At 73.2% G+C, this 25975-nt stretch carries 27 protein-coding genes and 1 pseudogene; 12 read left to right on the forward strand and 16 right to left on the reverse strand.

Going from position 1 to position 25975, the window contains the following annotated elements; all coding sequences use genetic code 11:
- Positions 1-1774, forward strand: a 1774-nt coding sequence (locus AB0C69_RS12110; RefSeq protein ID WP_360352858.1) for an FtsK/SpoIIIE domain-containing protein, incomplete at its 5' end; no start/stop codon positions are given.
- Between the two features lie 97 nt (positions 1775-1871).
- On the opposite strand, the gene AB0C69_RS12115 is transcribed toward AB0C69_RS12110, so the two are convergent.
- The 4 genes from AB0C69_RS12115 to AB0C69_RS12130 form a co-directional block, all read right to left on the reverse strand.
- On the reverse strand, positions 1872-2141 hold the full coding sequence (locus AB0C69_RS12115) for a WXG100 family type VII secretion target (RefSeq protein WP_089314806.1): 270 nt from the start codon (positions 2139-2141) through the stop codon (positions 1872-1874).
- Between the two features lie 276 nt (positions 2142-2417).
- A complete protein-coding gene (locus AB0C69_RS12120) occupies positions 2418-2969 on the reverse strand; it encodes a hypothetical protein (RefSeq protein WP_360352860.1) in 552 nt (183 codons plus the stop codon).
- Between the two features lie 75 nt (positions 2970-3044).
- On the reverse strand, positions 3045-3374 hold the full coding sequence (locus tag AB0C69_RS12125) for a hypothetical protein (RefSeq protein WP_360352862.1): 330 nt from the start codon (positions 3372-3374) through the stop codon (positions 3045-3047).
- A gap of 42 nt (positions 3375-3416) precedes the next feature.
- A complete protein-coding gene (locus tag AB0C69_RS12130; RefSeq protein WP_345176777.1) occupies positions 3417-4457 on the reverse strand; it encodes an SPFH domain-containing protein in 1041 nt (346 codons plus the stop codon).
- A gap of 206 nt (positions 4458-4663) precedes the next feature.
- Here AB0C69_RS12130 and AB0C69_RS12135 point away from each other — a divergent pair, with 206 nt between their 5' ends.
- From AB0C69_RS12135 to AB0C69_RS12145, 3 genes are all read left to right on the forward strand, one after another.
- Positions 4664-6430 carry a biotin carboxylase N-terminal domain-containing protein gene (locus tag AB0C69_RS12135; protein WP_345176774.1) on the forward strand — a complete coding sequence of 589 codons (1767 nt, stop codon included), beginning with the start codon at positions 4664-4666 and terminating at the stop codon, positions 6428-6430.
- Positions 6431-6572: 142 nt separating this feature from the next.
- A complete protein-coding gene (locus tag AB0C69_RS12140) occupies positions 6573-8015 on the forward strand; it encodes a hypothetical protein (RefSeq protein WP_360352865.1) in 1443 nt (480 codons plus the stop codon).
- A gap of 12 nt (positions 8016-8027) precedes the next feature.
- Positions 8028-9002, forward strand: a complete 975-nt coding sequence (locus AB0C69_RS12145) for a sensor histidine kinase (protein ID WP_360352867.1) — start codon at positions 8028-8030, stop codon at positions 9000-9002.
- A 25-nt stretch (positions 9003-9027) separates the two neighbouring features.
- Here AB0C69_RS12145 and AB0C69_RS12150 read toward each other — a convergent pair whose 3' ends face one another.
- Positions 9028-9705, reverse strand: coding sequence for a response regulator transcription factor (locus AB0C69_RS12150; RefSeq protein WP_345176767.1), 678 nt, complete (start codon positions 9703-9705; stop codon positions 9028-9030).
- 329 nt (positions 9706-10034) lie between these two features.
- On the opposite strand from AB0C69_RS12150, the gene AB0C69_RS12155 reads away from it, so the two are divergent.
- Positions 10035-10493 carry a CBS domain-containing protein gene (locus tag AB0C69_RS12155; protein WP_360352869.1) on the forward strand — a complete coding sequence of 153 codons (459 nt, stop codon included), beginning with the start codon at positions 10035-10037 and terminating at the stop codon, positions 10491-10493.
- 40 nt (positions 10494-10533) lie between these two features.
- A complete protein-coding gene (locus AB0C69_RS12160; protein ID WP_345176761.1) occupies positions 10534-11817 on the forward strand; it encodes an ArsB/NhaD family transporter in 1284 nt (427 codons plus the stop codon).
- A 33-nt stretch (positions 11818-11850) separates the two neighbouring features.
- Here AB0C69_RS12160 and AB0C69_RS12165 read toward each other — a convergent pair whose 3' ends face one another.
- The gene (locus tag AB0C69_RS12165) at positions 11851-13236 is read right to left on the reverse strand and encodes an NAD(P)H-quinone dehydrogenase (protein WP_345176758.1); all 1386 of its coding nucleotides are present in this window, start codon (positions 13234-13236) and stop codon (positions 11851-11853) included.
- A 203-nt stretch (positions 13237-13439) separates the two neighbouring features.
- Between AB0C69_RS12165 and AB0C69_RS12170 the strand changes: the two genes are divergently transcribed.
- Genes AB0C69_RS12170 through AB0C69_RS12180 form a run of 3 tightly spaced genes read left to right on the forward strand, consistent with a single transcriptional unit; the run spans position 13440 to position 16357 of the window.
- Complete coding sequence (locus tag AB0C69_RS12170; protein ID WP_345176756.1) at positions 13440-13892, forward strand: gamma-glutamylcyclotransferase; 453 nt, start codon at positions 13440-13442, stop codon at positions 13890-13892.
- Between the two features lie 39 nt (positions 13893-13931).
- Positions 13932-14732 (forward strand): purine-nucleoside phosphorylase, encoded by an 801-nt coding sequence (locus AB0C69_RS12175; protein ID WP_360352872.1) that lies wholly within the window; start codon positions 13932-13934, stop codon positions 14730-14732.
- Complete coding sequence (locus AB0C69_RS12180; protein WP_360352874.1) at positions 14729-16357, forward strand: phospho-sugar mutase; 1629 nt, start codon at positions 14729-14731, stop codon at positions 16355-16357. Before AB0C69_RS12175 ends, AB0C69_RS12180 begins: the two co-directional genes overlap by 4 nt.
- 27 nt (positions 16358-16384) lie before the next feature.
- Here AB0C69_RS12180 and AB0C69_RS12185 read toward each other — a convergent pair whose 3' ends face one another.
- From AB0C69_RS12185 to AB0C69_RS12200, 4 genes and pseudogenes are all read right to left on the reverse strand, one after another.
- Entirely contained in the window at positions 16385-17047 is a 663-nt protein-coding gene (locus tag AB0C69_RS12185) for a PH domain-containing protein (RefSeq protein WP_345176749.1), read from the reverse strand.
- A gap of 7 nt (positions 17048-17054) precedes the next feature.
- A complete protein-coding gene (locus AB0C69_RS12190; RefSeq protein WP_345176748.1) occupies positions 17055-18146 on the reverse strand; it encodes an adenosine deaminase in 1092 nt (363 codons plus the stop codon).
- Between the two features lie 94 nt (positions 18147-18240).
- A complete protein-coding gene (locus tag AB0C69_RS12195) occupies positions 18241-18381 on the reverse strand; it encodes a hypothetical protein (protein ID WP_360352895.1) in 141 nt (46 codons plus the stop codon).
- A 149-nt stretch (positions 18382-18530) separates the two neighbouring features.
- Positions 18531-18818 (reverse strand): annotated as a pseudogene (locus AB0C69_RS12200) (alpha/beta fold hydrolase); the annotation flags it as partial.
- Here AB0C69_RS12200 and AB0C69_RS12205 point away from each other — a divergent pair.
- Positions 18741-18953, forward strand: coding sequence for a CGNR zinc finger domain-containing protein (locus tag AB0C69_RS12205; protein WP_360352877.1), 213 nt, complete (start codon positions 18741-18743; stop codon positions 18951-18953). The pseudogene AB0C69_RS12200 and the gene AB0C69_RS12205 sit on opposite strands and share 78 nt — an antisense overlap.
- A gap of 52 nt (positions 18954-19005) precedes the next feature.
- Here AB0C69_RS12205 and AB0C69_RS12210 read toward each other — a convergent pair whose 3' ends face one another.
- Positions 19006-20655 carry an MFS transporter gene (locus AB0C69_RS12210; protein WP_360352879.1) on the reverse strand — a complete coding sequence of 550 codons (1650 nt, stop codon included), beginning with the start codon at positions 20653-20655 and terminating at the stop codon, positions 19006-19008.
- 227 nt (positions 20656-20882) lie between these two features.
- Between AB0C69_RS12210 and AB0C69_RS12215 the strand changes: the two genes are divergently transcribed.
- Complete coding sequence (locus AB0C69_RS12215; RefSeq protein WP_360352881.1) at positions 20883-21245, forward strand: hypothetical protein; 363 nt, start codon at positions 20883-20885, stop codon at positions 21243-21245.
- A gap of 22 nt (positions 21246-21267) precedes the next feature.
- Here the strand turns inward: AB0C69_RS12215 and AB0C69_RS12220 are convergent, their stop codons facing one another.
- The 5 genes from AB0C69_RS12220 to AB0C69_RS12240 form a co-directional block, all read right to left on the reverse strand.
- Positions 21268-21891 (reverse strand): class F sortase, encoded by a 624-nt coding sequence (locus tag AB0C69_RS12220; protein WP_360352883.1) that lies wholly within the window; start codon positions 21889-21891, stop codon positions 21268-21270.
- 59 nt (positions 21892-21950) lie between these two features.
- On the reverse strand, positions 21951-22460 hold the full coding sequence (locus tag AB0C69_RS12225) for a hypothetical protein (protein ID WP_360352885.1): 510 nt from the start codon (positions 22458-22460) through the stop codon (positions 21951-21953).
- Positions 22461-22603: 143 nt separating this feature from the next.
- Positions 22604-23470, reverse strand: a complete 867-nt coding sequence (locus AB0C69_RS12230) for an alpha/beta hydrolase (protein ID WP_360352887.1) — start codon at positions 23468-23470, stop codon at positions 22604-22606.
- Positions 23452-23937: a hypothetical protein gene (locus tag AB0C69_RS12235; RefSeq protein ID WP_360352889.1), complete on the reverse strand. Its 486-nt coding sequence runs from the start codon at positions 23935-23937 to the stop codon at positions 23452-23454. The genes AB0C69_RS12230 and AB0C69_RS12235 overlap by 19 nt, the downstream gene beginning before the upstream one ends.
- Before the next feature lie 51 nt (positions 23938-23988).
- Entirely contained in the window at positions 23989-24948 is a 960-nt protein-coding gene (locus tag AB0C69_RS12240; protein WP_360352891.1) for a hypothetical protein, read from the reverse strand.
- A gap of 155 nt (positions 24949-25103) precedes the next feature.
- Between AB0C69_RS12240 and AB0C69_RS12245 the strand changes: the two genes are divergently transcribed.
- The gene (locus tag AB0C69_RS12245) at positions 25104-25646 is read left to right on the forward strand and encodes a hypothetical protein (RefSeq protein WP_360352893.1); all 543 of its coding nucleotides are present in this window, start codon (positions 25104-25106) and stop codon (positions 25644-25646) included.
- The last annotated feature ends 329 nt before the right edge of the window (positions 25647-25975 follow it).

Raw genomic sequence — 25975 nt, forward strand, 5'->3', positions numbered from 1 at the left:
CGTCCACCCGCTGCCGTGGCAGGGCCTCGGCCATCCGCTGCCCGCGCCGCGCGAGGCGGCCGACGACGCCGTGCTCGCCACCGACCTCGGCGTGCTCGTCCAGGCGGTCGACGAGGCCGCGCGCCGCGCCGGGATCGCCCGGCAGCCCTCGCCGTGGCTGAGCCCGCTGCCCGAGCGGGTCGCGCTGGCGCCCCGCACCGCCGCGGGCGGCTCCGTCGTGGACGTCCCGCCGATCCCGTTCGGCGTCACCGACCTGCCCGCCGTCCAGTCCCGCGAGGAGCTGACGCTCGACCTCGCGGCGGGCGGCCACCTCTACATCGCCGGGTCCGCGCAGTCGGGCCGCTCCACGGCGCTGCGCACGATCGCCGGGTCCCTGGCGGGGGCGTCCTCCCCCTACGACGCGCACCTGTACGCCGTCGACTGCGGCGCGAACGCCCTGCTGCCGCTGGTCTCCCTCCCGCACTGCGGTGCCGTCGTGACCCGCGACCAGCTCGACCGCTGCGAGCGCCTCCTCACCGCGCTCTCCGCCGAGGTCGCCCGCCGCCAGCAGGTGCTCGCCGAGGCGGGGTTCTCCTCCCTCGCCGAGCAGCGCGCCGCCGTCGCCGCCACCGACCGCCTCCCGTGGATGGTCCTGCTCCTGGACCGCTGGGAGGGCTTCCTCGGCGCGTTCGAGCACTACGACTACGGGCGCCTCGTCGACCAGGTCGTCCGGCTGCTGCGCGAGGGCGCCGCGGCCGGGCTGCGCGCCGTGTTCACCGGCGACCGCTCCGGTCTCGGCGGGCAGGTCTCCACGGTCTTCGACCGCCGCCTCATCCTGCGCATGGCCGACCCGAACGACTACGGGTACGGCGGCCTGCAGGACCGGCAGATCCCCGCCGAGATGCCGCCCGGGCGCGCCCTGGAGCCCGCGGGGCCCGGCGCGCCTCCCCGCGAGTCGCAGATCGCGCTCCTCGGGGACGACGCGTCCGGCGCGGCCCAGGTCGCGGCCCTGCAGGAGATCGCCCGGAGCTGCGTGTCCCGCTACGGCCGGCTGCCGCGCCGCCGGGGTCCCCTGCACGTGGACGAGCTGCCGGTCCGCGTCACCTACCGGGAGGCGATGTCGCTCGACCCGGAGTTCCTGGCCCCCTCGGCGCTGTGGGCGCTGGTCGGCGTCGGCGGCGACACGCTCGCGCCCGTCGGCGTCGACCTGCTCAACGAGGGCCCGGGGTTCGCCGTCGCCGGGCCGCCCCGCTCGGGCCGCTCCACGACGCTGCGGACGATCGTCCAGTCGCTGCTCGACCCCGCGGTCGGCGGCGGGCTCGTCCCGGTCGTCCTGGTGACGCCGCGCCGCTCCCCGCTGCGCCTGCTGGCGGGCAGGCCCGGCGTGCTCGGCGTGCTGACGTCCGACTCCGGCGCCGACGACCTGGAACGCGCGATCGGCGACGAGCACCGCTTCGCGGTGGTCGTGGACGACGCCGAGCTCCTGGACGAGACCGAGCTGGACGAGGCCCTGAGCGGCGTCCTGCGCACCGCCCGCGACGGGGAGCACGCCGTCGTGATCGGCGGCACCACCGACGATCTGGGCCGCGGCTACCGGGGCTTCCTGTCCGACACCCGGCGCTCGCGGTCGGGCGTCCTGCTGTCGGTGGACTCCCCGGACGACGGCGACCTGTTCGGGCTGCGCCTGCCCCGCAACGCGCCGCTGGGCGGGCCCACCGGCCGGGGCCTGTTCGTGGCCGCGGGCGCCACCACCCGGATCCAGGTGGCGCTTCCCCCTCCGGTCGGCTCCGACTGATCGCGACCGGCCCCCGCCGGGCGGAGGGCGCCGGGCGAAGAAAAAAGGCGGGTCCCGGCCTCGGGGGGATGGGCCGGGACCCGCGGCTCGCGGAGGCTCAGCGCGTGGCGGCCTCGATGTTCTGCTGGGACCTGCGGATGTCCTGGCTGCCCTGTTCGAGGGCGACGGCCATCTTGTCGAAGGCGGTCTTGGCCTCGGCCCAGGAGGCGCGGAAGCGGTCGGCCCCGGGGCCCCACCAGGCCGCGCTGCTGCTCACGGTGCGGCCGTTGAGGTCCTTGATGAGGGCGTCGAGGTTGCGGGAGTGCTTGCTGAAGATGCGGGACAGTTCCTCTAGCTCGCCCAGGTTGGCGCCGCGCTTGTCACCCATCGCCCCGGCCCTTTCCTCGCTGATCGTTGGAACGTTTCCAGCCGCTGCCGCAGGAATGGCGCCAGCCTACGCCCCACCGATCACATCCATCCAGCGACCCCCCGGGTATCCCCCGTCGAAACGGCCACATTCCCACCATGACGGCCTGTCCGGATGTGGCCAGCGAGGGCGGGACCGAACGGCTTGTGACGAGGATAATTACTGCGCGTCAAGAGAATTTCAGAGCGGTTTCCGGAGGTGAATGGAGATCGCCGCAAGAAAGGGAGGAGCGGCGCGTCAGCGGTTCTCGCCGATCGGGTCGTTCACCGGGTGCGCCCCCGGGTCCAGGACCCGCTCGCCGACCATGGTGATCTGCTCGCCGGACGCGCGGAACTCGAACCGGCGCCGCACCGACTGGGTGACCTTCCCCCGGCCGCCGAGGCCGTAGCGCATCTCCGTGTGCTCCACCGCCTCCAGCGTGATGCGGTCGCCCGTGCGGACGGCGCGGCCCTCGTCCAGGCGCGTGCGGGCCCCGGTGTAGGCGGGGCCGCCCTCCACGGGAGCGCGGTTGCGGGTCTCCAGCTCCCGGACGGCCTTCTCCTGCGACCGCACCAGCGACGGGGAGATCCGCACGCCGAGCACCTCCGTGGGGGCGGCGCCGCGGTCGCGGCCGTCCTTCTGCACGAGGGCCTGGGAGCGGCGCTCCAGGTAGGAGTTCGCGGCGACGGTGAGCTGGCGGGTGAGGTAGTCCTCCACCGCAGGGGTCGGCCCGCGCACGCCCGACGCGGGCGCCAGCAGGCAGGCGGCCAGCACGACCGCCAGTCCGGCCCGGGGCCACGGGCGAACCATCGGCCTCTCCCGCTGATCAAAGGCTGGTGGGTCCGAGCCGACATTACACGGCCGGACCGTGGGAGGAACGCCGGTTCAGTCCGCTTCGCTCTCCAGTGCGGCGACGCGCGAGCGGGCCCGCGCCATCGCCTCGTGGTAGCGCTCCTCCCATTCCGGATCACCGTCCGGAATGGCGGCGACGGCCTGGCGGCCGAGCTCCGCGAGCACCTCACCGGCGCCGCCGCGGGAGACCCGCCGGACGACGACCGTGGTGACGCCGCCGGTCGACTCGGTGTGCGCCTCCCACCGGGCGCCGCCCTCCAGCCGCGCCCGGCTCCGCGACGACCGGTCGGAGAACCCGTAGAGCAGCAGGACGACCACCACGGCCGCCACCGCCAGCGCCACCAGAACGATCAGAAACCGCACGACCGCCTCCCTCGCCGTCCGCGCCCGCCGCCGCCCCGGCGCCTACCTGCCCCGCAGGAGCGAGCCGTTCGGGTTGCCGGGCGCGTAGACCGTGATGCCCTGCGGAAGGGCCTTCAGCTCCTCGATCCTCGCGCAGGTCGGGCACTTGTTGTAGCCGTCCTGGCGGGCCTTGTTGGCCGCGGCCTCCGCCTTGGCCGAGGCGACCTTGGCCTGGGCCTCGCTGATCTGCGCGAACGCGGCCTGCGCGCGGTCCACCGCGTCCTGCACCTTGGCCGGCAGGGTGATCCGCACCAGGTTGAAGTGGATGTTGGTGACGAACTTGCCGCCGAGCGTCTGCTCCAGGTCCGCGGCCAGGCTCGTGTTGATCGCGTTCTGCACCTTGGCGATGTTGCCGTTGTTGCTCTGCGCCTGCTGCCCCGCGGTCTGGACGTTCCTCGGCGCGGAGGAGTTCTGCACGAGGGCGCAGGAGGAGACGAGCTCGGCGCAGCGGAAGCTGTTGATCTGGCTGCGCAGGTCGTTGTCGATGACCGGCCGGACGATCTGGTCGAGGAACGCCGACCAGCCCTTGTCGCCGTCGTAGACGTTGTAGGTCTCGCCGCTGGCGCTGCGGAACTTGCGGGTGCCGTACTTGTCGTCGAACTGCCTGAGGGCCTTGTGGTCCTGGTTGAGCGTGAAGTACAGCGTCCCCTCGATGCCCATGTTGACGCCGTCCGAGCTCGGCACGGTGACGACGTCCACGCCGGACTCGTCGCCCTTCCCGGAGTCCGAGGTGATCGTGTAGAAGCGCTGCTGGGCGGGGTACTTGTGGACCTGCGAGTAGAGCCCGACCCAGACGCGGCCGGATCCGGGGTCGATGACCTGCCGGATCCTGTTGTTGTCGAAGAACCCGCCGTTGCGGACGACGGCGATCTCGCCGCCGCCGGTGCGCTCGAAGCCGCCGAACAGCGCGCTCAGCACCGGCCATCCCACGACGACCAGCAGCACGGCGGCGACGATGGCGGTGCGCCGGCTGGGCGCCCTCACCCCGGAGCGCCGGGTCGCGCCGGCCTTCTCCCTGGCTGTGGACGTCTTCTTCTCGGCCACGGTGGCTCCTCTCATGCCCGCACGGGGGGTCGTGCCGCGGGTTCCCGGATGAGACGGACCGGAGCCCCGCCCGGATCCCCCTGGGGGTACCGCTTTCTGGGGAAGCCTCCCACTATCCGGGACCTCGCCCCCAATAAGGAGGGGCTTACGAAAACCTGGGATCCGGGTTATCTAGACTGCCTGCGAGGTTGAAGGAGGAGACCCACGTGCGCAAAGTCCTGATCGCCAACCGCGGCGAGATCGCGGTCCGTATCGCCCGTGCCTGCCGCGACGCGGGGCTGGCCAGTGTGGCGGTGTACGCCGAGCCCGATCTGGAGGCGCTGCACGTTCGGGTCGCCGACGAGGCGTTCGCCCTCGGCGGGCGGACGGCGGCCGAGAGCTACCTGGACATCGACAAGCTGCTGAAGATCGCCTCGGAGTCGGGCGCCGACGCCGTCCACCCCGGCTACGGCTTCCTGGCGGAGAACGCCGACTTCGCCGCGGCCGTGCAGAACGCGGGACTGACCTGGATCGGTCCGCCGCCGGCCGCGATCACCGCGCTCGGCGACAAGGTGCAGGCCCGGCACATCGCCCAGCGGGTGGGCGCGCCGCTGGTCGCCGGCACCGCCGACCCGGTGTCGGGCGCGGACGAGGTCGTCGCGTTCGCGCGCGAGCACGGCCTGCCCATCGCGATCAAGGCCGCGTTCGGCGGCGGCGGGCGCGGCCTGAAGGTCGCCCGGACGCTGGAGGAGGTGCCCGAGCTGTACGAGTCGGCCGTCCGCGAGGCCGTGGGCGCCTTCGGGCGGGGCGAGTGCTTCGTCGAGCGGTACCTCGACAAGCCCCGGCACGTGGAGACGCAGTGCCTGGCCGACAAGCACGGCAACGTGGTCGTGGTGTCCACGCGCGACTGCTCGCTCCAGCGCCGCCACCAGAAGCTCGTCGAGGAGGCGCCCGCGCCGTACCTGTCCGAGGAGCAGCTGGAGCTGCTGTACTCCTCGTCCAAGGCGATCCTGAAGGAGGCCGGCTACGTCGGCGCCGGGACGTGCGAGTTCCTCGTCGGCCAGGACGGGACGATCTCGTTCCTGGAGGTCAACACGCGCCTGCAGGTCGAGCACCCCGTCACCGAGGAGGTCGCCGGGGTCGACCTCGTCCGCGAGATGTTCCGCGTCGCCGACGGCGAGGAGATCGGCTACGGCGACCCGGAGCTGCGCGGCCACTCGATCGAGTTCCGGCTGAACGCCGAGGACGCCGGGCGCGGGTTCCTGCCCGCCGTCGGCACCCTGACGGCCTGGCACCCCCCGACGGGCCCCGGGGTCCGCCTGGACGCCGGCTACGAGGCCGGGCAGACCGTCCCCCAGGAGTTCGACTCCCTCATCGCGAAGCTGATCGTGACGGGCGCGACGCGGCGGCAGGCCGTCGAGCGGTCCCGCCGCGCCCTCGCCGAGTTCGTCGTCGAGGGCATGCCGACGGTCCTGCCGTTCCACCGGGCGGTGCTGGACGACCCGGCGTTCGTCCCGGCGGACGACGAGACCCCGTTCAGCGTCCACACCCGGTGGATCGAGACGGAGTTCGACAACACGATCCCGCCCCACGAGGCTCCCCCCGCGGGCGAGGAGGACGAGGGCGAGCGCGAGCGCGTCACCGTGGAGGTCGGCGGCCGCCGCATCGAGGTCGTCCTGCCCGCCGGGTTCGGCGCCTCCGCCGCCCCCGCCGCCGGCAAGGCGGCGCCCGCCAGGCGGCGCGGCGCCAAGAAGGGCGGCGCGGCGCAGGCGTCCGGCGACTCCCTGGTCAGCCCGATGCAGGGCACCATCGTCAAGCTCCTCGTCGAGGAGGGCGCGACCGTGGCGGCCGGCGACACCATCGTGGTCCTGGAGGCCATGAAGATGGAGCAGCCGCTCACCGCGCACAAGGCGGGGACGCTCACCGGCCTGTCCGCCGAGGTGGGCCAGACCGTCTCCGCGGGCGCCGTGATCTGCGAGATCAAGGACTCCTGAGCGCGGCCCCCGGCCCGCGCCGCCTCCAGGGCCCCGGCGCTCCGGGTCCCTGGAGGGGATGGGGCGCAGCGCCCATGCGGCGCGTGCGCAAATCCGTCCTGCGAAGGACGCATCGGTGCGTCCACGTGGGCAGACTGAGAGCATGAGCACCGAGAACCGGGCCGTTCGAGCGGCTCGCGGGGGCGCCGCGGCGGCGGTCATCGCCGCCGTCGCCGTCCCGGCGTTCGCCCTGGCCGCCCCGGCGGGCGCCGCCGCGTCGCAGGCCGCCGCCACCCGCACGACGGCGACCGCGACGGCGACGGCGACGGCGACGGCGACGGCGACGGCGACGGCGACGGGAACCGCCGTGCGGGCGGCGGCTCCGCGGGCGGCGGCGGACGACACCGTCGGCCAGATCGCCAAGGGCCTGATCGACTCGCGGCTGTACGTGACGAGCGGCGCCGGAAACCCGCTGACCCCGGCCGACCGGAACGAGATCGAGACGTCCCTCGGCGGCGACAGCGACGCCGACATCCGCGCCGTGGTCGTCCGCAACGACGTGACCGCGGCCGAGGTCCGGCAACTGCTCCCGGCCGTCGCCGAGCGCGTCGGCAAGGGCCAGACCTACGTCGCGGTCACCGCCGACGGCGCCCGGATGGGCGCGATCTCCAAGAAGCTGGACCGCGCGGAGATCAACCAGCTGGTCACCCGCACCGAGGGCGCGCCGCTGAAGCAGCGGCTGATCCAGTTCGGCGGCCTCGCCGAGAAGAAGGTCGACAGCGACTCCAGGTCCAGCGCGACGATCGGCTACGTGCTGCTCGGCGTGCTCGTGCTCGTGGTGGCGGCGATCACGGGCGTCATGCTCAACGCCAGGAGGAAGCGGCGGGAGCGGGCGGCGCGCGAGATGGCCGACCTCAAGGCGGGCGTACAGGAGGACGTGACGCTCCTCGGCGAGGACATCGCCCGCCTCGACCTGAACGTCATGGACAGCGGCCTCGATCCCGACACCCGCGCCGACTACGAGCGCGCGATGAACTCCTACGACCGCGCCAAGTCCGCGACCGAGCGCGCCGCCCGGCCGCAGGACATGCAGGAGGTCACGACGGCGCTGGAGGACGGCCGCTACTACATGACCGCGACGCGCGCCCGGCTCGCCGGCGACCCGGTGCCCGAGCGGCGCCCGCCCTGCTTCTTCAACCCGCAGCACGGGCCGTCCGTCCAGGACGTGACGTGGGCGCCGCCCGGCGGCGTCGCCCGCTCCGTCCCGGCGTGCGCGGCCGACGCGGAGGCCGTCCTGCACGGGAACGACCCCGACGTCCGCATGGTCCCGGTCGGCGGGGGGCGGCAGCCGTACTGGAACGCCGGCCCCGCCTACGCGCCCTACGCCGGCGGCTACTACTACGGCTACGGCGGCGTCGACCTGCTCAGCGGCATGCTGATCGGCACCGCGCTCGGCTCGATGTGGGGCGGCGGGTTCGGCGGAGGCTTCGGCGGAGGCGACTTCGGCGGGGGCGACGGCGACGTCGGCGGTGGCTGGGACTTCGGCGGAGGCGACTTCGGGGGCGGCGGCGACTTCGGCGGAGGCGGGGACTTCGGCGGCTTCTGAGGGGCGTTCCCCGTGAGCAGGACACCCGCGTCCGCGCTGTTCTGGCGCATCCTCGGCATCAACGGCCTGGTGTTCGTGGTCGGCACCCTCGTGCTGGCGGTGGGACCGGTGACCGTGTCGACGCCGATCCTCCTGAACGAGTTCTTCGTGCTCCTGGGCGGGCTGGCGGTCATGGTCGCGGCGAACGCCCTGCTGCTGCGCGCCGGCCTGGCTCCGCTGGATGGGCTCACCGCGCTGATGGCGCGCATGGACTCGCTGCGCTCCGGCGACCGGCTGCCGGCCGGCGGCAGCGGCGACCTGTTCCACGTGGTCGACGAGTTCAACGCGATGCTCGACCGGCTGGAGGCCGACCGCAGCACCAGCACCGCCCTCGTCCTGGACGCGCAGGAGGCGGAGCGCCGCCGCATCGCCCAGGAGCTCCACGACGAGATCGGCCAGACCCTCACCGTGGTGCTGCTGGAGCTGAAGTCGGTGGCGAACCGGGCGCCGGAGGAGATCTCGGAGGAGCTGCGGGAGGTCCAGGAGACCGTCCGGTCCAGCCTGGACGAGGTGCGCCGCGTCGCCCGGCGGCTGCGCCCCGGCGTCCTGGACGACCTGGGGCTGACCAGCGCGCTCACCGCCCTCGCCACGGACTTCTCCGGGACGGGCGGCCCCCGCGTGACCCGCCGCGTCCAGCCCGTCCCCGAGGGGCTCGGCGCGGACGCCGAACTGGTGATCTACCGGATCGCGCAGGAGAGCCTGACGAACGTGTGGCGGCACTCGGGCGCGCGGAACGCCGAGCTGTCGCTCGCCCAGGACGAGGAGGGCCGGGTCGTCCTGCGGGTGGCCGACGACGGGACCGGCCCGCCGGACCGGGTGGGGTCCGGCATCCACGGGATGCGGGAGCGCGCGATGCTCGTCGGCGCGCAGCTGACGATCGGCCCGGCGGACGGCGGCGGCACCGAGGTGAGGCTGGTCGTCCCCCCGCCCGGCGCACGCCGGGCCTGACGCCGCCGGGCGCCGCGCCCGCCGCTCAGGGCTCGACGAGCCCGACGCGGATCGCGTACTTCGTCAGCTCCAGCCGGTCGCGCATCCCGAGCTTGCCGAGGATGTTGGCGCGGTGCCGGTCGACGGTCTTGACGCTGATCGTGAGGGTCTCGGCGATCCGCCGGGACGAGTAGCCCTCCGCGACCAGCTTGATGATCTCCTCCTCGCGGGGCGTCAGGATGCTCGCCTGGCCCTCGCCGCGCCGGTCGCGGTCGAGGTACTCGCGGATCAGCGCGGTCACCGCCGCCGGGTACAGGAACGGCTCGCCGCGCATCGCGGCGCGGACGGCGTGCAGCAGGTCGCGGTCGGCGACGGACTTCAGCACGTACCCGGACGCGCCCGCCTTGAGCGCCTCGAACAGGTACTGCTCGTTGTCGTACATCGACAGGATCAGCGTCCGGACGCCGGGGAAGCGGCGGGAGATCTCCCGCGCGGCCTGCAGCCCCGTCATGCGGGGCATCGCGATGTCGAGGATCGCCAGGTCGACGCCGCCCGCGGCGAGCGCGTCGACCGCCTCCGCCCCGTCGGCGGCCTCCGCCACCACGGTCAGGTCGGGCTCGGCGTCCAGGATCAGGCGCAGCCCCCGGCGCACCAGCGCGTGGTCGTCGGCGAGCAGGATCCGGGTCGCCGACTCCCGGGTGTGCGCGAAGCCTCCCGCGTGCACCGATCACCGCCTCTCGTGCGCACCGGTCACCTGCGGTCTCGTCCTCATCCTAGGCGCGCCGCCCCGGCGGGACCGGGCCGCCGCCCGCGAATACATGATCCCCACCGCCCGATATGGGTGCCGCGCCCGATGGGGACGCGGGCCGCCGCCGAAAAGACTGGAAGCCGCAGGACGAAAGGGGCGGACGCATGGCACGGCGAACGGGCGGAGGGCACCGTCCCCCGCCCACGGCACCGCGGAGGCCGTCCCGTGACGGGTCCGCCCCCGGCGCCAGAAGGAGGACCCTATCCACCCGGAGGACCAGGCTTTCCGGAAGCCGAAAGGACACCATGCAAGCGCGGGACATCGCCGTACAGGTGCCCACCGTGACCCTGGGCGACTCGATCGCCCACGCCATCCAGGTCATGGCGCTCGGGCGGCTGCCCGGCCTGATCGTGATCGACCGGACGCAGCGCCCCCTGGTCGTCCTGCCGGGCACGCAGGTGCTGCGGCTGGCGGTCCCCGTCGCCTACCAGGAGGATCCGGCCCTGACCCGGACCGTGGACGAGGCGCACGCCGACGTCTTCTGGCACGAGATCCGCGACCTCACGGTCGGCGACTGCCTCGCAACGCCCACTCCCCGCCCGGTGATCGTCAGGACGTCCGCGACGCTGCTGGAGCTCGCCACGCTGATGGCGCGCCAGCGCAGCCCACTGGTCGCCGTGGTGGACGAGGCCGGGCTGCTGGCCGGGGCGGTCACGCTCGACCGGCTGCTGTCGGCGCTGGCGCTGACCAGGCCCGGCGACTGAGGGACGGCTCCCCCGCCGGCGCCCGGCGCGAGGGCGCGCGGTGACCGCGGTCGCGGCACTCGCCGTGTTCGTGGTCGCGTTCTTCTTCATCGCGACCGAGAAGGTCGACAAGGTCAAGGTCGTCCTCGTCGCCGCGGGCGTGCTGACGGTCCTCGGGCTCGCCCCCGGCGCCGAGGTCTTCTTCTCCGAGCACGACGGGATCGACTGGAACGTCATCTTCCTGCTGCTCGGAATGATGATCATCGTGGGGGTCGTCAAGGGCACCGGGCTCTTCGACTACCTGGCGATCTGGGCGGCCAAGCGCTCCAGGGGCCGGCCGTACCGGCTGCTGGTGATGCTGATGCTCATCACCGCGGTCGCCTCGCCGTTCCTGGACAACGTCACCACGATCATGCTGGTGGCGCCGGTGACGGTGGTGGTCTGCAACCGGCTGCGCGTCCCGGCCCACCCCTACCTCATCGCCGAGGTGCTGGCGTCCAACATCGGCGGCGCCGCGACCCTGATCGGGGACCCGCCGAACATCATCATCGCCAGCCGGGCGGGGCTGACGTTCAACGACTTCCTCGTCCACATGGCGCCGATCACGGTGATCGTCTTCATCGCGTTCGTGCTGCTGGCCCGGGTGCTGTTCCGCTCCTCCTTCCGGTACGACGAGCGGTACGCGGCCGAGGTGATGTCGCTGGACGAGCGCAAGGCGATCACCGATCCGGCGCTCCTCGTCCGGTGCCTGGCCGTGCTCGGCCTGGTCATCGCCGGGTTCTCGCTGCACTCGGTGCTGCACGTCGAGCCGTCCATCGTGGCGCTCGTCGGCGCGGGCGTGATGCTGCTGGTGTCGCGCGTCCAGGTCTCCGAGGTCCTCGAAGAGGTGGAGTGGCCCGTCCTGGTCTTCTTCATGGGGCTGTTCGTGATGGTGGCCGCCCTCGGGCACACCGGCGTCATCGAGAGGATCGGGACCTGGTCGGCGGACGCGGTGGGCGACAACTATTTCGCGGGCGCCACCGCTCTGCTGTTCGGATCGGCCGTGCTCGGCGCGTTCTTCGACAACATCCCCTACGCGGCGACGATGGCGCCGATCGTGGAGGGGATGGCCGCGGGCGCGCCCGACCCCACGACCGCGCAGGCGCTGTGGTGGTCGTTCGCCCTCGGCGCGGACTTCGGCGGCAACGGGACGGCCGTCGCCGCGAGCGCCAACGTGGTCGCGATCGGCATCGCCGCCAAGACCGGCAACCCGATCAGCTTCTGGCAGTTCACCCGGTACGGGATCATCGTGACGGTGCTGAGCACGCTGATGGCGTGGGTCTACGTCGCCCTGCGCTACTTCTAGCCGGATCTCCGGACGGCCCGGCCGGGCACGCCGCTAGTAGGCGTGCTCGGCCATCAGCCGGCGGGACGCCTCGGTGATGCTGCCCGACAGCGACGGGTAGACCGCGAACGTGTGCGCCACCTGGTCGACCGTGAGGTGCTGCTGGACGGCGATCGACACGCCCAGGATCAGCTCGCTGGCCCGCGGCGCCACGATGACGCCGCCGAGCACGATCCCCGTGGACGGGCGGCAGAACAGCTTCACGAAGCCGTCCTCGAAGCCCTGCATCTTGGCGCGCGCGTTGGTGAACAGCGGCAGCATGACCGTCCGGGCGTTGACGTCCCCGGAGTCGACCATGTGCTGCGTCACGCCGACCGACGCGACCTCGGGATCCGTGAAGATGTTGGAGGAGACCCAGCCGAGCTTCAGCGGCTGCACGGCCTCGCCCAGCGCGTGCCACATCGCGATGCGCCCCTGCATGCCGGCCACGGACGCCAGCATGAGCACGCCGGTGCAGTCGCCGGAGGCGTAGATGTGCGGGACGGACGTCCGCGACACCTTGTCGACCTCGACGAAGCCGCGCGCGTCGCACCGCACGCCGACCTCCTCCAGGCCGATGCCCCGGGTGTTCGGGACCATCCCCACGGTCATCAGGCAGTGGGTGCCCTCGACCTTCGTCCCGTCCTCCAGCGTGACGATCACGCCGTTGCCCGACCGCTCCACGGCCGCGGCCCGCGACCGCGACATGACGTTCATGCCGCGCCGCAGGAACACGTCCTGCAGGACGGCGGCGGCGTCGGCGTCCTCCGTGGGCAGGATCCGGTCGCGCGAGGAGACCAGCGTCACCTTCGAGCCGAGGGACAGGTAGGCGCCCGCGAGCTCGGCGCCCGTCACGCCGGAGCCGACCACGATCAGCTCCTCGGGCAGCTCCGGCAGGTCGTAGAGCTGGCGCCAGTTCAGGATGCGCTCGCCGTCCGGCTCCGCGCCGGGCAGCACGCGCGGCGTCGCGCCGGTCGCGATGAGCACGATGTCGGCGTGGATGCGGCGCTCGCCGACCGCCACGACGTGCGGCTCCACCAGCCGCGCCTCGCCGCGGACGATCTTGACCTCCTCGTAGGCGAGCCGTTCGGCGACGTCGAACGACTGGGCCCGTGCGAGGTCCTTCACGCGCTTGTTGACGGTGGCCATGTCGGCTTCGAGGGCGCCGACGATCCCGTCCGGGCCGCCGTTGAAGCGCAGCCCGAGGCCGGCCGACTCCGACATGACCGCGATGCGGGTCGAGGTGGCGATGAGCGTCTTGGAGGGCACGCAGTCGGTGAGCACGCACGCGCCGCCCGGACCGTCCCGTTCGACGACGGTCACGTCGGCGCCGAGCTGCGCCGCGACGAGCGCGGCCTCGTAACCGCCCGGGCCTCCTCCGATGATCACGATGCGGGTCACATCTTCCATTGTTTCCTACTCACGGCAGTGAAAAGTCCCGCTCCGGACCCTTTCTTCCTGCAACAACCCCCGAGTGGCCCATCAACCGGTGTGGCGCGTTCCATCGCAGACCACAACAGCCGCACCCCCGCCCCCCGGTGGCGTCTTCCCTGTAGGGGGCGTCCCCCACACCCCCGAGCCTTACTTGGCGTAGCCTTCCCCCCGTGGCTCTGTACGCGGCGTACGCCTCCAACATGGACCCCGAGCAGATGGCCGGCCGGGCTCCCCACTCGCCCATGCGCGGCACCGGCTGGCTCGCCGGCTGGCGCCTGACCTTCGGCGGGCAGGACAAGGGCTGGGACGGGGCTCTCGCGACCGTCGTCGAGGACGACTCCGAGCAGGTCTTCGTCGTCATCTACGACGTGCCTGCCTGGGACGAGAAGGAACTCGACGCCTGGGAGGGCGCCGCGCTCAACGTCTACCGCAAGATCAGGGTGCGGGTGCAGACGCTCGACGGCGACGCACTGTGCTGGATGTACGTCCTGGACGACTACGAGGGCGGGCTGCCGTCCGCGCGCTATCTCGGCATCCTCGCCGACGCCGCCGAGAAGGCCGGCGCGCCCGACGACTACGTCAAGGACCTGCGCACACGCCCCTGCAAGTCGCTGGGCGACTGACCGGCGGCGGCCGGGCGGCGCGGCGGTAGTGTCGGCGGCGTGAGCAACGACGCTTTTGCACTGGCACGGGACGCCGCGGACGCGCTGCGCTCCCGCACGTCCATCGACTCCTTCGACGTCGCCCTCGTCATGGGGTCCGGGTGGGTTCCGGCGGCCGACAAGCTGGGCGAGCCCGCCGCCGAGCTGACGGTGGCCGAGCTGCCCGGGTTCGCGCCGCCGGCCGTGGAGGGCCACGCCGGCCGGATCCGGGTCGTGGAGATCGGCGGGCGCAGCGCGCTGGTGTTCCTCGGCCGCACGCACCTGTACGAGGGGCGCGGGGTCGACTCCGTGGTGCACGGCGTCCGGACGGCGCTCGCCGCGGGCGTCAAGACGATGGTGCTCACGAACGCGGCGGGCGGGCTGCGGCCCGAGCACCAGCGGGTGGGCGACCCGGTGCTGATCTCCGACCACCTGAACCTGTCCGGTGCGAACCCGCTGACCGGCGCGACGTTCCTCGACCTGACCGAGGCGTACTCGGGACGCCTGCGGGCCCTGGCCAAGGAGGCCGACCCGAGCCTGTCGGAGGGCGTCTACGCGGCGTTCCGCGGCCCGACCTACGAGACGCCCGCCGAGATCCGCATGCTGCGCACGCTGGGCGCCGACATGATCGGCATGTCGACGGTGCTGGAGACGATCGCGGCCCGCCAGGGCGGCGCGGAGGTGCTCGGCATCTCCCTGGTCACCAACATCGCGGCGGGGCTGTCGGACGAGCCGCTCGACCACGAGGAGGTCCTCGCGGCGGGACGCGCGTCGGCCGGCCGCATGGGCACCCTGCTCGCCACCGTCCTGGCGAAGCTGTGAGCGACCTGCGCGCGCGGGCCGGGGAGTGGCTCGCCCAGGACCCCGACCCGGCGACCCGCGCCGAACTGCGGGCGATCCTCGACGCGGGCGACGAGGCGGTCCTCGCCGACCGGTTCGGGACGCGGCTGGAGTTCGGGACGGCCGGGCTGCGCGGCGAGCTCGGCGCCGGGCCGAACCGGATGAACCGGGTGACGGTCATGCGCGCCGCCGCCGGTCTGGCCGCCCGGCTGCCCGCCGGCGGCCGGGTGGTGATCGGGTTCGACGCGCGGCACGGCTCCCGGCGGTTCGCCGACGACACTGCGGCCGTGCTGAGCGGGGCGGGGCTGCGTCCCGAGGTGTTCGCCGATCCCGTCCCGACGCCGGTCCTGGCGCACTTCACCCGGGCGTTCGACGACATCGTGGCGGGCGTCATGGTCACGGCCAGCCACAACCCGCCGCGCGACAACGGCTACAAGGTGTACTGGGCGGACGGGGCGCAGATCGTCCCGCCGACGGACGCGGAGATCTCCGCCGCGATCGACGCCGTCGGCCGCGTCGACGAGCTCCCCCTCGGCGAGGGGTGGCCCGTGCACGAGGGCGCCGGCCTCTACCTGGACGCGGTGTCGTCCCTGCGCCTCGGCGGCGACCGGGACGTCTCGATCGTCTACACGCCCCTGCACGGGGTGGGCCGGGACGTCCTGCTCGCCGCGTTCGAGCGCGCCGGGTTCCCCGCGCCGGCCGTCGTCCCGGAGCAGGCCGAGCCCGATCCCGACTTCCCCACCGTCGACTTCCCGAACCCGGAGGAGCCGGGCGCGCTCGACCTGGCGCTCGGCCTCGCCGGGGCCCGCGGCGCCGACCTGGTGATCGCGAACGATCCGGACGCCGACCGCTGCGCCGTCGCCGTCCCGGGCCCGTCCGGGTGGCGGATCCTCACCGGGGACGAGGTCGGCGGGCTGCTGGCCGAGCACGTGCTGCGGCACACCACGGGCGACGACCGCCTGGTCGCGACGACGATCGTGTCGTCGTCGCTGCTGCGCTCGATCGCCGCCGCGCACCGCGTCCGGTTCGCCGAGACGCTCACCGGCTTCAAGTGGATCATGAAGGCGGGCGGTCCGGGCCTCAGGATGGTGTTCGGCTACGAGGAGGCGCTCGGCTACAGCGTCGGCGACGACCGGGGCGTGCTCGTCAACGACAAGGACGGCATCGGCGCCGCGCTCGCCGTCGCCGCGCTCGCGGCCGACGCCAGGCGCGACGGCCGCACGCTGCTCGACCTGCTGGACGCGCAAGCCCGCCGGTACGGGCTGCACGCGACGTCCCAGCTGTCGGTCAGGGTGAGCGACCTCTCGCTGATCACCGCGGCGATGGCCCGGCTGCGCTCCGATCCCCCGCGCGAGCTCGGCGGGCGGCGCGTCGAGTCCTTCGACGACCTCGCCCTGCCCGCCGGGGACCTGCCGCCCACCGACGGGCTCCGGTTCCGCCTGGCCGGGGGCTCGCGGGTGGTCGTGCGCCCCTCCGGGACGGAGCCGAAGCTGAAGTGCTACCTGGAGGTCGTCCTCCCGGTGGACGGGGACGTCGCCGAGGTCCGCGCGCGCGCCGCCGCCGACCTGGAGGCCCTCCGCGCGGACGTGTCCGCGGCCATCGGCTGACCCGGCCCCCTCAGCCGACCGGGGCCCTCAGCCGACCGCGCCGACGATCAGCAGGGCGACGACCACCGCCAGCGGGACGGCCAGCGAGGCCACCGCGGGAACGGACCACGTGACCCTCCCCCTGGCGGGCCCCTGCTCCTCCGCCTCGGCCTTGGCCCTGGCCGCCTTGTCCGGCGCGCCCGACCGGGCCGTGGAGCGCTGCCGTTCCTTCATCTCGTTCAACTGCTGCGCCGCGTACGCGGTCGGCGTCCGCCCCCGCAGATCGAGCCCCTGCGCCTGCCCCTTGCCCTTGCGGGCCTCCTTCTCGGCGCGGGCCTCCGCCTTGGCCTGCGCCCGGGGCGAGGTCTGGAGCACCCACGCCCGGGTCTCCAGGTCCGTCCCGTCCGGGCCGGCGAACACCACCGTGAGCGCGTTCCTGCCCTCGATCCGGCGGACCGCGCCCCACGGCGCCCGGACGTCCCGCAGCGGGTTGCGGATCGTCACCCCGTCCTCGTCGCCGGCGATCAGCGGCCGCAGCCCGACCGTGTAGGCGATCCCGCAGCCGAGCAGCAGCAGGAACGCGATCGTCACCGTCGTCAGCGAGTAGTCGGGGTCGCCGGTGATGCCGACGAACAGGTCGACGAGGTTGAGGGCGGCGAACACCAGCCACGCGTACGCGGCGACGCGCCCGCCGGTGGAGCGAATGGTCATGGCTCGATCATGCCAGGGGCCGGGCGCCGCTCCACTTGAGCTGCGCGAAACCGGGCTTGATCACCCCGTTGATCAGTTCGAGCCGCTCGTTGAACGGCGCGAACGCCGACTTCATCGCGTTCACCGTGAACCACTGCAGGTCGTCCCATCCGTAGCCGAACGCGTCGGCGAGCTTGGCGAACTCCTCCGACAGCGTCGTGCCGCTCATCAGCCGGTTGTCGGTGTTGACCGTGACCCGGAAGCTCAGCCTCCGCAGCAGCCCGATCGGGTGCTCGGCGATCGACTTCGCCGCGCCCGTCTGGATGTTGGAGGTCGGGCACATCTCCAGCGGGATCCGCTTGTCGCGCACGTAGTCGGCGAGCCGGCCGAGCCGCGCCTCGCCGCCCTCGACCTCGATGTCGTCGATGATCCGGACGCCGTGCCCGAGCCGGTCGGCGCCGCACCACTGGATCGCCTGCCAGATCGACGGCAGCCCGAACCCCTCGCCCGCGTGGATCGTGAAGTGCGCGTTCTCGCGCTGCAGGTACTCGAACGCGTCCAGGTGGCGGGTGGGCGGGTACCCGGCCTCGGCGCCCGCGATGTCGAACCCGACGACGCCCGCGTCCCGGTACCGGACGGCCAGCTCCGCGATCTCCATGCTGCGCGCCTGGTGCCGCATCGCGGTGACGAGCGTCCCGACGCGGATGCCGAAGTCCTCGCGGCCGCGGGCGAAGCCGTCCAGGACGGCCTCGACGACCTGCTCCAGCGACAGCCCCTCGCGCAGGTGCTGCTCGGGGGCGTACCGGACCTCCGCGTAGACGATCCCGTCGTTCGCGAGGTCCTCGGCGCACTCGTAGGCGACCCGGGTGAGCGCCTCGACGGTCTGCATCACCCCGACCGTGTGGGAGAACGTCTCCAGGTACCGTTCGAGCGATCCGGAGTTGGAGGCCTCCTCGAACCACGTCCGCAGGGCGTCCGCGTCGGTGGTGGGCAGGTCCCCGTACCCGGTCTCCCGCGCCAGGTCCACGATGGTGGCGGGCCGCACGCCGCCGTCAAGGTGGTCGTGCAGCAGCACCTTCGGCGCGCGGCGGATGTCCTCGAGAGTAGGCCGATCGTTCATTCCCCGAACCTACCCGTCCCGGCCTCTCCCGGCGTCATCAATTCTCGCCGGAACCGCCGCCCCCGCCCTCGCGACCTGCGGACCTTCCGGCCCGCTACGCCCCGAGACGGTCGAGGAACGCGGCGACGAGGGGCGCGATCTCCCGGAGGTGGGTTTCGAGGGCGAAATGGCCGGTGTCGAGAAGGTGGAGCTCCGCGTCCGGGACGTCCCGCAGGTAGGCGCGGGCGCCGGACACGGTGAAGAACGGGTCGCCGGCTCCCCAGACGATGAGGGTGGGCGTCCACCGGCGCAGCCAGGCCTGCCAGCGGCCGTAGCGCTCGACGTTGGAGTGGTAGTCGAAGGCCAGCGCGACCTGGGCTTCCTTGGCCGGAACCCGACCGGCGCCCCGAAGTCGAACACGTACATGGCGAAACGGGTGAGGCCGAGCCGCTCGACGAAGCCCTCCATGACGTCGGCGAGCCCGTCGAAGGAGTAGGCGAAGTCGTCCGGCGCCCGCGTGTGGCCGAAGCCCGGGTAGTCCGGGGCGATCAGCCGGTAGCGGGCGCCGAGGACGTCGACGAGCCGGCGGAACTGGTGCGAGGCGGACGGAAAGCCGTGCAGGAGCAGCAGGACGGGCGCGTCCTCCCTCTCCGGCAGGGACTCGCGGTAGAAGACGCGGCGTGCGAGGCCGATGACTGCGTGCTGCTCTTCCTGCCCGCCCACCCGCGCCGCCGCTGGTGCTCGGCGGCGCGTTGCGGCAACCGCGTCCGCGTCGCGCGGCACTACCGGCGGCACAGGCCCGCGGAACCCGGCCCGGAGTCCTCCTGACACGCGGAAGCGGGGGCATCTGACGGCGCCCCCGCCTCACGGAACCGAACGCTCAGTGACCGGCCTTGGCGTACTCGCCGATGCCGCCGGCGAAGTCGAACATGACGCAGGCCTCGTCCCCGACGACCCATGCGTCATGGCCGGGCGTGGCGACGAACACGTCGCCGGGGCCGACCTCCTGCTCAGCGCCGTCGCGCATGCGGATGTGCATCCGCCCCTGGACGACGTAGCCGTTGTGGTGGACCTCGCACAGGTCGGTGCCCGCGATGTCCTTCACCGACTCCGTCCAGCGCCATCCGGGCTCGAACGTCGCCTTCCCGAAGACGAGGCCGCTGAGGTTGGCGATCTCCAGGTGCCCCCTGGGGAAGTCGCGCCGGTCGTCCGGCTTCTCGATGCTCTTGATCTCAATCATGTCGGGTCCCCCTTCCCCCTCTCTTGTCACGCTCGCACTGGCGCTGACCTGCGTCAAGCCGTCTGGGGCGGCGAGCGCGCGGCGGTTGCGGAACAGCAGCGCCGGGGTCGCCAGGGACAGGACGCCCGCGACCGCGACGGCCGTGCGGGGGCCGGTGAGCCCGGCCAGCACGCCCCACAGTCCCGTCATGGCCGCGATCGTGAGCTTGCTCGTCACCGACCACGCCGACAGCACGCGGGCGACGCGGTCGGGCGGCGTCCACTCCAGCCGGCAGGTGGCGTACAGCGGGGTGAACACCCCCATGCAGGTGATCAGCCCGAGTTCGACGGCGATGACGAGCACCAGGCCGGCGACGCCCGGGCGGACGAAGGCCAGCCCGGGCAGCCAGCACGCGCGCAGGGTGCCGAAGACCAGCATGGTCCTGGCCCGTCCGAACCGCGCGGCCAGCGGCCGGGCCAGCCGCGAACCGGCGAGCCCTCCCACGCACGGCACGGCGAACGCCAGCGCGTACTCCCAGGGCGCGAACCCGAGGTCGCCGAGCATCAGGACGGCCAGCACCGGCGCCGTCGCCATGATCAGCCCGCCGACCAGGATCTGGTTGAGGAACAGCGAGCGCAGCGCCGGGCCGGTGAGGATGTGCCGCCACCCTTCGAGCAGGTCCCCCGCCCGGAGCCGGGCGCCCGCGCTCCGGGCCGGGCGCGGCTCCGTCCCCCCGATCGCGCGGATCCCGGCCGCCGACGCCAGGAAGCTGACCGCGTTGGCCGCCACGGTGACCAGCGGGCCGAACAGGCCGATCGCGGCGCCGCCGAGCGGCGGCCCGAGCATGGTGGCGGTCCAGCTCGTGGACTCCAGCCGCCCGTTCGCGGTGAGCAGGTCGTCCGGCCGGACGAGCGCCTTCAGGAAGGAGCCGCTCGCCGCGGTGAAGGCGATGTCGGCCGCGGCGACGACGACCGACACGACCAGCAGGTGGGCGAAGCCGAGCCCGCCGAGGAGGAACGCCGCGGGCAGGCTCAGCAGCGCCGCGCACCGGACCAGGTCCATCGCGACCATCACGGGCCGCTTGCGGCGGAACTCCACCCACGGGCCGAGCGGCACCGCCACCGCCGCCCCCGCCAGCAGGCCCGCGGCGGCCAGCGCCGACACCCGGGCCGGCCCGGCGTGCAGCACGGTGATCGCGATCAGGGGGAACGCGTCGAAGGCGAGCCACGTCCCGAACGCGCTGACCGCGTAGGCCGTCCAGAGCCACCCGAACTCCCGGCCGAGCGACCGTCGCTCCCCCGTGCGCACCATCGCCACACCCCTTCCGCCGGCCGCGCCTCCGGCGGCCAGGGAGATCCAAGCGGGCGGCGGGGCCGCGGATCAAACAACCGCCCGCCCTGGTCACAACCAGGCGTTGTCACCCCTGGCGTGGGCGAACGAGGTGACCGGTCGGACTTGCGTACTCGGGGAGTGGACGGACGTCTCATGTCGGGGGGCGGCGGCGCCGGCCCCCCGATCCCACTCGATCAAGGAGAACCATGGCCAATTCCGTCAGCCTCGCGGTGTCCGGCACCCTCGACCAGGTCCGTGCCGTCGTGGAGGCCGCCCTGCAGCCCGAGGGCTTTCGATTCACGTGGGAGAACCCCGGCCAGGGCATCGTCGAGAAGGGGACCCGCACCAAGGCGATGCTCCTCGGAGCGTTCGCCACGCACTACAAGTACCACCTGCTCCTGAGGTCGCAGCCCGACGGGACCGTGGTCGTCGAGCTCGGGCTCGCGACGACCGGTCTGTCCGGCGGCGCGACCGGCGCCGTCAAGCTGCGGAAGAATCTCGACAAGGTCGGCCGGATCCTGACCACCGCGTTCCAGTCCTCCGGCACCCTCGTCTCCCCGGCGCAGTGACCGGATCGGCCTTCGGCCGGGGCTACCGGACCGCCGTCTCGGCGGCGTAGACGATGACGTTGTCGCGGTAGCCGCGCTCGGCGCGGTCGAACGCGCCGCCGCAGGTGACCAGGCGGAGCCCGGGGTGGTCGAGCGGGCCGTAGACGCGCGCGGTGGGGAAGCGGCCCTTCGGGACGCGCTCCACGGACTCGACGGTGAACACCGCCACCCGGCCGTCCGCGCGGTCCACCTCGACGCGGTTCCCGGGCCTCAGACGGCCCAGGTCGTAGAAGACCGCGGCGCCCTTCCCGGAGTCGACATGGCCCAGGATGACCGCCGCGCCGCGCTCGCCGGGAGTGGGCCCGCCCTGGTACCAGCCGGCCTCCCCCGGCCGGTCGGCCGGGGGGACCCGCACCTCGCCGCCCGCCCCGAGGCCCAGGCGGGACAGCGGCGCCCGCACCCCGATCGACGGGATGGACACCCGGACGGGCAGGGAACGGCCCAGCACCGGCCCGTGCCGGTCGACCGCCCGGGGGGTCGAGGCCCACGCGGGCGGGCTGGGCGGACCGGCCCGCCCGCCCAGCCCGAGGACCACCAGGACGAGGCCGGCGGCCGTCAGGACCGCTGCCGCCGCCCCCGGGCCCCACCGGCCGCCCTTTCTCCCCATCGACCTTCCCGTCCCCTTGGAATTGTCGGAGCCAGCCTTCGCGAGAAAGGCTGCGGCTATTACGCGCTCGCGCCATTCCTGCGCCGGACGGCAATGGCGCCAGCGCCGATCCCGCCCAGCAGCAGGACGCCTCCGCCGGCCAGAAGGGCGGTGTCCGCGCCGCCCGTCCCGCCGCCGAATCCCGTCGCCGGCCCGCCGGTCGGGGTGGGCTGCGACATCGGACGCGCCTTGCCGTCCACGACGTGGACCTCGCCGGTCCCCTTGTACGCGCCGCACCGCACGAGCACCGTGTAGGTGCCGGCGAAGGTGTCCTTCTTGATGGTCGCGAGACCGGCCCGGCCGTCGACCTCCTCCGCGCCGTTCAGCGGGACGGCCCCGCCCACGAAGGCCAGCGAGCCCGCCGTGCCGTCGACCTCGCACTTCTTCCCCACGACGGTGACCTGCTCGCCGGGGCGCGCCTGCGCGGGCTTCACGACGACGTCGCCGGGGTCGGCCATCGCGGGCGCGGCCGCGCCGAGCGTCGCCGTACCGATCACAAGGCCGAGAACGGCCGCCTTACCGAGTCGCATGTTCTCCCCATATCGACACGGCGGCTTACTCGACTTTCAGCCCGCTGGACCGTGTCCCCCTTATGCCCATCTCTGATGAGGACGGCCCCGGTTTGGTTCGGTGATCCTTTTTTCAATGGCCGGCGACGCGCCCGTCCGGCGTTCTAGGAAAGGTCCGCGCGGTGGCCGTCGCATTCCAGCACGGCCCGGGCGATCTCCTCGGGCCGTTCAGCGACCACGGCGTGGCTGCCGGCCTGTTCGAGCACGCGCAGGTGCGGCCGATCGGCGGTGAGGGCCAGCAGGTCGCGGCGGACGCCCGCACGCTGCGCCGCCATGAGGTCGCCGACGCGGCCCGGCAGGCCGGGCAGGTTCTCGGTGGCCAGGACGAACAGGGCGGGGCAGCGGATGCCGGCCACCGCCGCCACGCTGTCCTGGAAGTACGGGTCGTACCTGATCTGCCCGGCCAGCTCCGCGTCCGGCCGCGCGTAGACGCCCTCATCGGTGGTGCGCAGCGCCCGCGAGGGAAGCATCGCGGCTTGGGCCTCGGGCAGCGGCCGGGCCATCGCCTCGGCCTGGGCGTCGAAGAGGGACTTCAGCTCCGCCAGCAGCGGGGTCAGTTCGTCGGGCTCGATGCCCGCGTAGTGCTCCGGCGCGGTCTCGGCCGAGCGCAGGCCGTCGACGTTGACGATCCCGGGGCCGTCCGGATGGCGCAGCGCCCACCGCACCGCGACCATGCCGCCGAGGGAATGGCCGACCACGAGAGGAGCGGTCAGGCCGAAGTGGTCGACGACCGCCTGCACGTCGTCCAGGACGGCCTCCCACTCCCACGGCCCGTCGCCGGACAGCCCGTGGCCGCGCAGGTCCATCGCGACGACCCGGTGCGCGCCGGTCAGCAGGGGCGCGACGGCGTCCCAGTGCAGGAGGGTGCCGCCCAGGCCGTGGAGCAGCAGCACCGGAGACCCGGCCCCGCCGTGGTCGCGGGCGGCCAGGCGGACCGGACGGTCATCGACGATCACTTCTTGCGGTGCCACGGCTGTTCTCCTGGGGGTCGGTCGAGCCGGTCGCGAATGGAGGAGGTGGTGACGCCGCCGCCGGGATCCCTGTCGAGCTTTCCGCGTTTCACCAGGTCGTGGACGCCTTGCCGGGTGATGCCGAGCATCGCCCCGGCCGTGGAGTACGGGACGGCCGCCGCGGGGTGGGCGGTCGTGCGGGCCACGGCCCGTCCCAGCGCGGTGCGCCACCACGCGGCGGGCGGGTCGAAGGGCCCGTCACCGGGGAACAGCACCCCGATGAGCCGTGCCGCGGTCAGCGTGGCCCGCTCCCGGTCGGCGCCGAGCAGCTGGGCCGCCCAGACCTCGGCCTCCACGCGCAGCCGCGCCCTGATCGGCCCGAGCGGCTCGTCGGAGGCCAGCAGGATCTCCAAAGGATCGAAGATCCGCGTCTCCAGCATCCGGACCAGCTCGGCGACGAGCTCGATGTGGTCTTGCGTGGTCGTCACTTGACGAACGATAGCAAGTACTTGCTCTCTCGCGTCAAGTAGTGAACGGCGCTAGCGCTCGGCGACGGTGAAGAGCTGGCCGGGCGCGCGTTCGTCGCACGGCAACTGGAGCACCGGGGCGCGGACCGCGGGCTCGCCCTTCACACCGACGCAGAGATCGCCGCCCTGGGGCCTCAACTGGACGCCGCCGGCCGACGACCGGAGGGTGAACAGGTCGGGTTCCGTGCGGTCGCAGGTGTCGTCGGACATCGGCGAGCCAGGCCCGAACGAGGCGTCCAGGACCCCCATGCAGCCGTCGCCGAACTGCGGGTGCCGAGTGGTGACGCGCCAGTGTTCCCCGTCCCGCGTGAGCTGGCGCGGCGGGAAGCTCTCAGCGCAGTGGGCGAGGAACACCAGTCCGGCTCGGTCGTTCCGGCGTTCTGACAGGCAGAACCCTCCGAGCAGGAGCGTCGAACCCGATGAGGGTCGGGCAGGCGAGGCGTCCGGGGCGGCCTGGGAGGGGCCTTTGCCCTGGGACGGGTGGGTGAGGACGATCCCGGCGGCGATCGCGGCCACCGCCACGGCCGCGGCGACGACGGCGGCGACGCCCCGCCGCGGCCGCGAGCGGAGCCGCCCCGGCTCTTCCGCCGGGCCCGCGTCGTCCGGTGGTACCGCGTCGTCGGGTGGCGCCGCGTCGCTCGACGGTGCCGGAGGGTTCTCGTCCTGGACGGGCGGAGCGGACGGTTCGGCGGGCATCGGGTGGAGGAGGCGTTCCCGGGCGGTCAGCCACCGGGCCACGTCACCGTCGCAGACCTCGACGAGCGCCTCCACGATCTCGCGGCGGGGCACGGTGTTCCGGTGGAGAGCCGTGGCCAGAGTGGACGACGGCAGCGGTAAACCGCTCCCGGCCGAAGTGCGCCGCTCGATCTCCTTGAAGGTCAGACCGCTGCGTTCCCGGAGCCTTCGCAGCCCCACGACGAACTGTTCTTCGGTGGTCATCGCGAAAGGGTCGAGTTCGGCGTCGTCGTTCACGCGCAGAGTGTCGCAAAACTGCGCGTTCGGGTCTATCCCGAACGCTCGAATGCGTGCGCACTCCTGATCAGGACGGCTTGACTGCTCGAAGCCGCGCATCGCGGCCCATTGCGCGACGGCTTTCGCCTTTCGCGCCGACCAGTGGAGGAGTGCATATGTCCAAGGCCCGCACGATCGGACTCGGCCTGGTGACGGCGGCGGCCCTCACCGCGAGCGCCACGCCGGCGACGGCCGCCCCCGCCTCGCCGGCCGGCACGGTCACGTCGTCCAGGGTGTGCCCGACCGACGTCTTCTACAAGGTCGGTTCGAAGAAGGTGGTCAGCTACTGGGTGCCGGGCACGCACTTCGTGGACGGCAAGGGCGGCAAGATCACCGGCAAGGTCGAGCGGTCGTACACCAAGACGGCGTCGCTGGAGCACGGTGCGGAGGTGTCCCTCAGCGCGGTGTGGGCCACGGTCAAGGCCAGCGTGTCCGAGTCGGCGACCAAGAGCAACAACGTGACCGTCGGCCACGCGTACGAGCACAAGATCAGTAAGAACCGGTACGGGCACATCCGCTACCGGGTGATCGGCTACAAGGTGCTGTTCGAGAAGTACCGCACCCGCCGGAACTGCACGGACCAGCTCCTGACCGCCTTCTACGGCAACATCCCGACCACCAAGGAAGGCTGGAAGTACTGGGAGACGAAGCGGCCGTAGCGGAAGCCGCGGGAGCCGGTGAAGGGACGGCCCCGCCGCCCGTGGGGGCGCGGCGGGGCCGTCAGGCATTCCGTCCACGTCGCACTCGTGCGCGGAGAATCAGGTGTCAACGCAAAGTTCTGGCTCCACGTACACCTTTTCCGCGTCATCGACTCTTTACTGGCCCCGATTCTTCTCAGGGTCGGCGTCGTCCATATGTGAAACCGGCGAGCGCGCACGGGCCATAAAAGCGTGCGCCCGCACCGCCTCCCGCACCCGCTCCATCCCCGCGCCCGGATCACCCAGCCGGACGTTGTCGGCCACCGACGCCGCGAACAGAAGCGGCCGCT

It is taken from the genome of Actinomadura sp. NPDC048032 (assembly GCF_040653175.1).
GTDB classification, from domain to species: Bacteria; Actinomycetota; Actinomycetes; order Streptosporangiales; family Streptosporangiaceae; genus Spirillospora; species Spirillospora verrucosospora.

Excerpts from the sequence above, each read along its gene's own strand:
- AB0C69_RS12115 (WP_089314806.1), bottom strand. The coding sequence starts at position 2,141 with ATGGGTGACAAGCGCGGCGCCAACCTGGGCGAGCTAGAGGAACTGTCC.
- AB0C69_RS12120 (WP_360352860.1), bottom strand. The coding sequence starts at position 2,969 with ATGGTTCGCCCGTGGCCCCGGGCCGGACTGGCGGTCGTGCTGGCCGCC.
- AB0C69_RS12140 (WP_360352865.1), top strand. The coding sequence starts at position 6,573 with ATGAGCACCGAGAACCGGGCCGTTCGAGCGGCTCGCGGGGGCGCCGCG.
- AB0C69_RS12155 (WP_360352869.1), top strand. The coding sequence starts at position 10,035 with ATGCAAGCGCGGGACATCGCCGTACAGGTGCCCACCGTGACCCTGGGC.
- AB0C69_RS12185 (WP_345176749.1), bottom strand. The coding sequence starts at position 17,047 with ATGACCATTCGCTCCACCGGCGGGCGCGTCGCCGCGTACGCGTGGCTG.
- AB0C69_RS12190 (WP_345176748.1), bottom strand. The coding sequence starts at position 18,146 with ATGAACGATCGGCCTACTCTCGAGGACATCCGCCGCGCGCCGAAGGTG.
- AB0C69_RS12210 (WP_360352879.1), bottom strand. The coding sequence starts at position 20,655 with ATGGTGCGCACGGGGGAGCGACGGTCGCTCGGCCGGGAGTTCGGGTGG.
- AB0C69_RS12215 (WP_360352881.1), top strand. The coding sequence starts at position 20,883 with ATGGCCAATTCCGTCAGCCTCGCGGTGTCCGGCACCCTCGACCAGGTC.
- AB0C69_RS12220 (WP_360352883.1), bottom strand. The coding sequence starts at position 21,891 with ATGGGGAGAAAGGGCGGCCGGTGGGGCCCGGGGGCGGCGGCAGCGGTC.
- AB0C69_RS12225 (WP_360352885.1), bottom strand. The coding sequence starts at position 22,460 with ATGCGACTCGGTAAGGCGGCCGTTCTCGGCCTTGTGATCGGTACGGCG.
- AB0C69_RS12245 (WP_360352893.1), top strand. The coding sequence starts at position 25,104 with ATGTCCAAGGCCCGCACGATCGGACTCGGCCTGGTGACGGCGGCGGCC.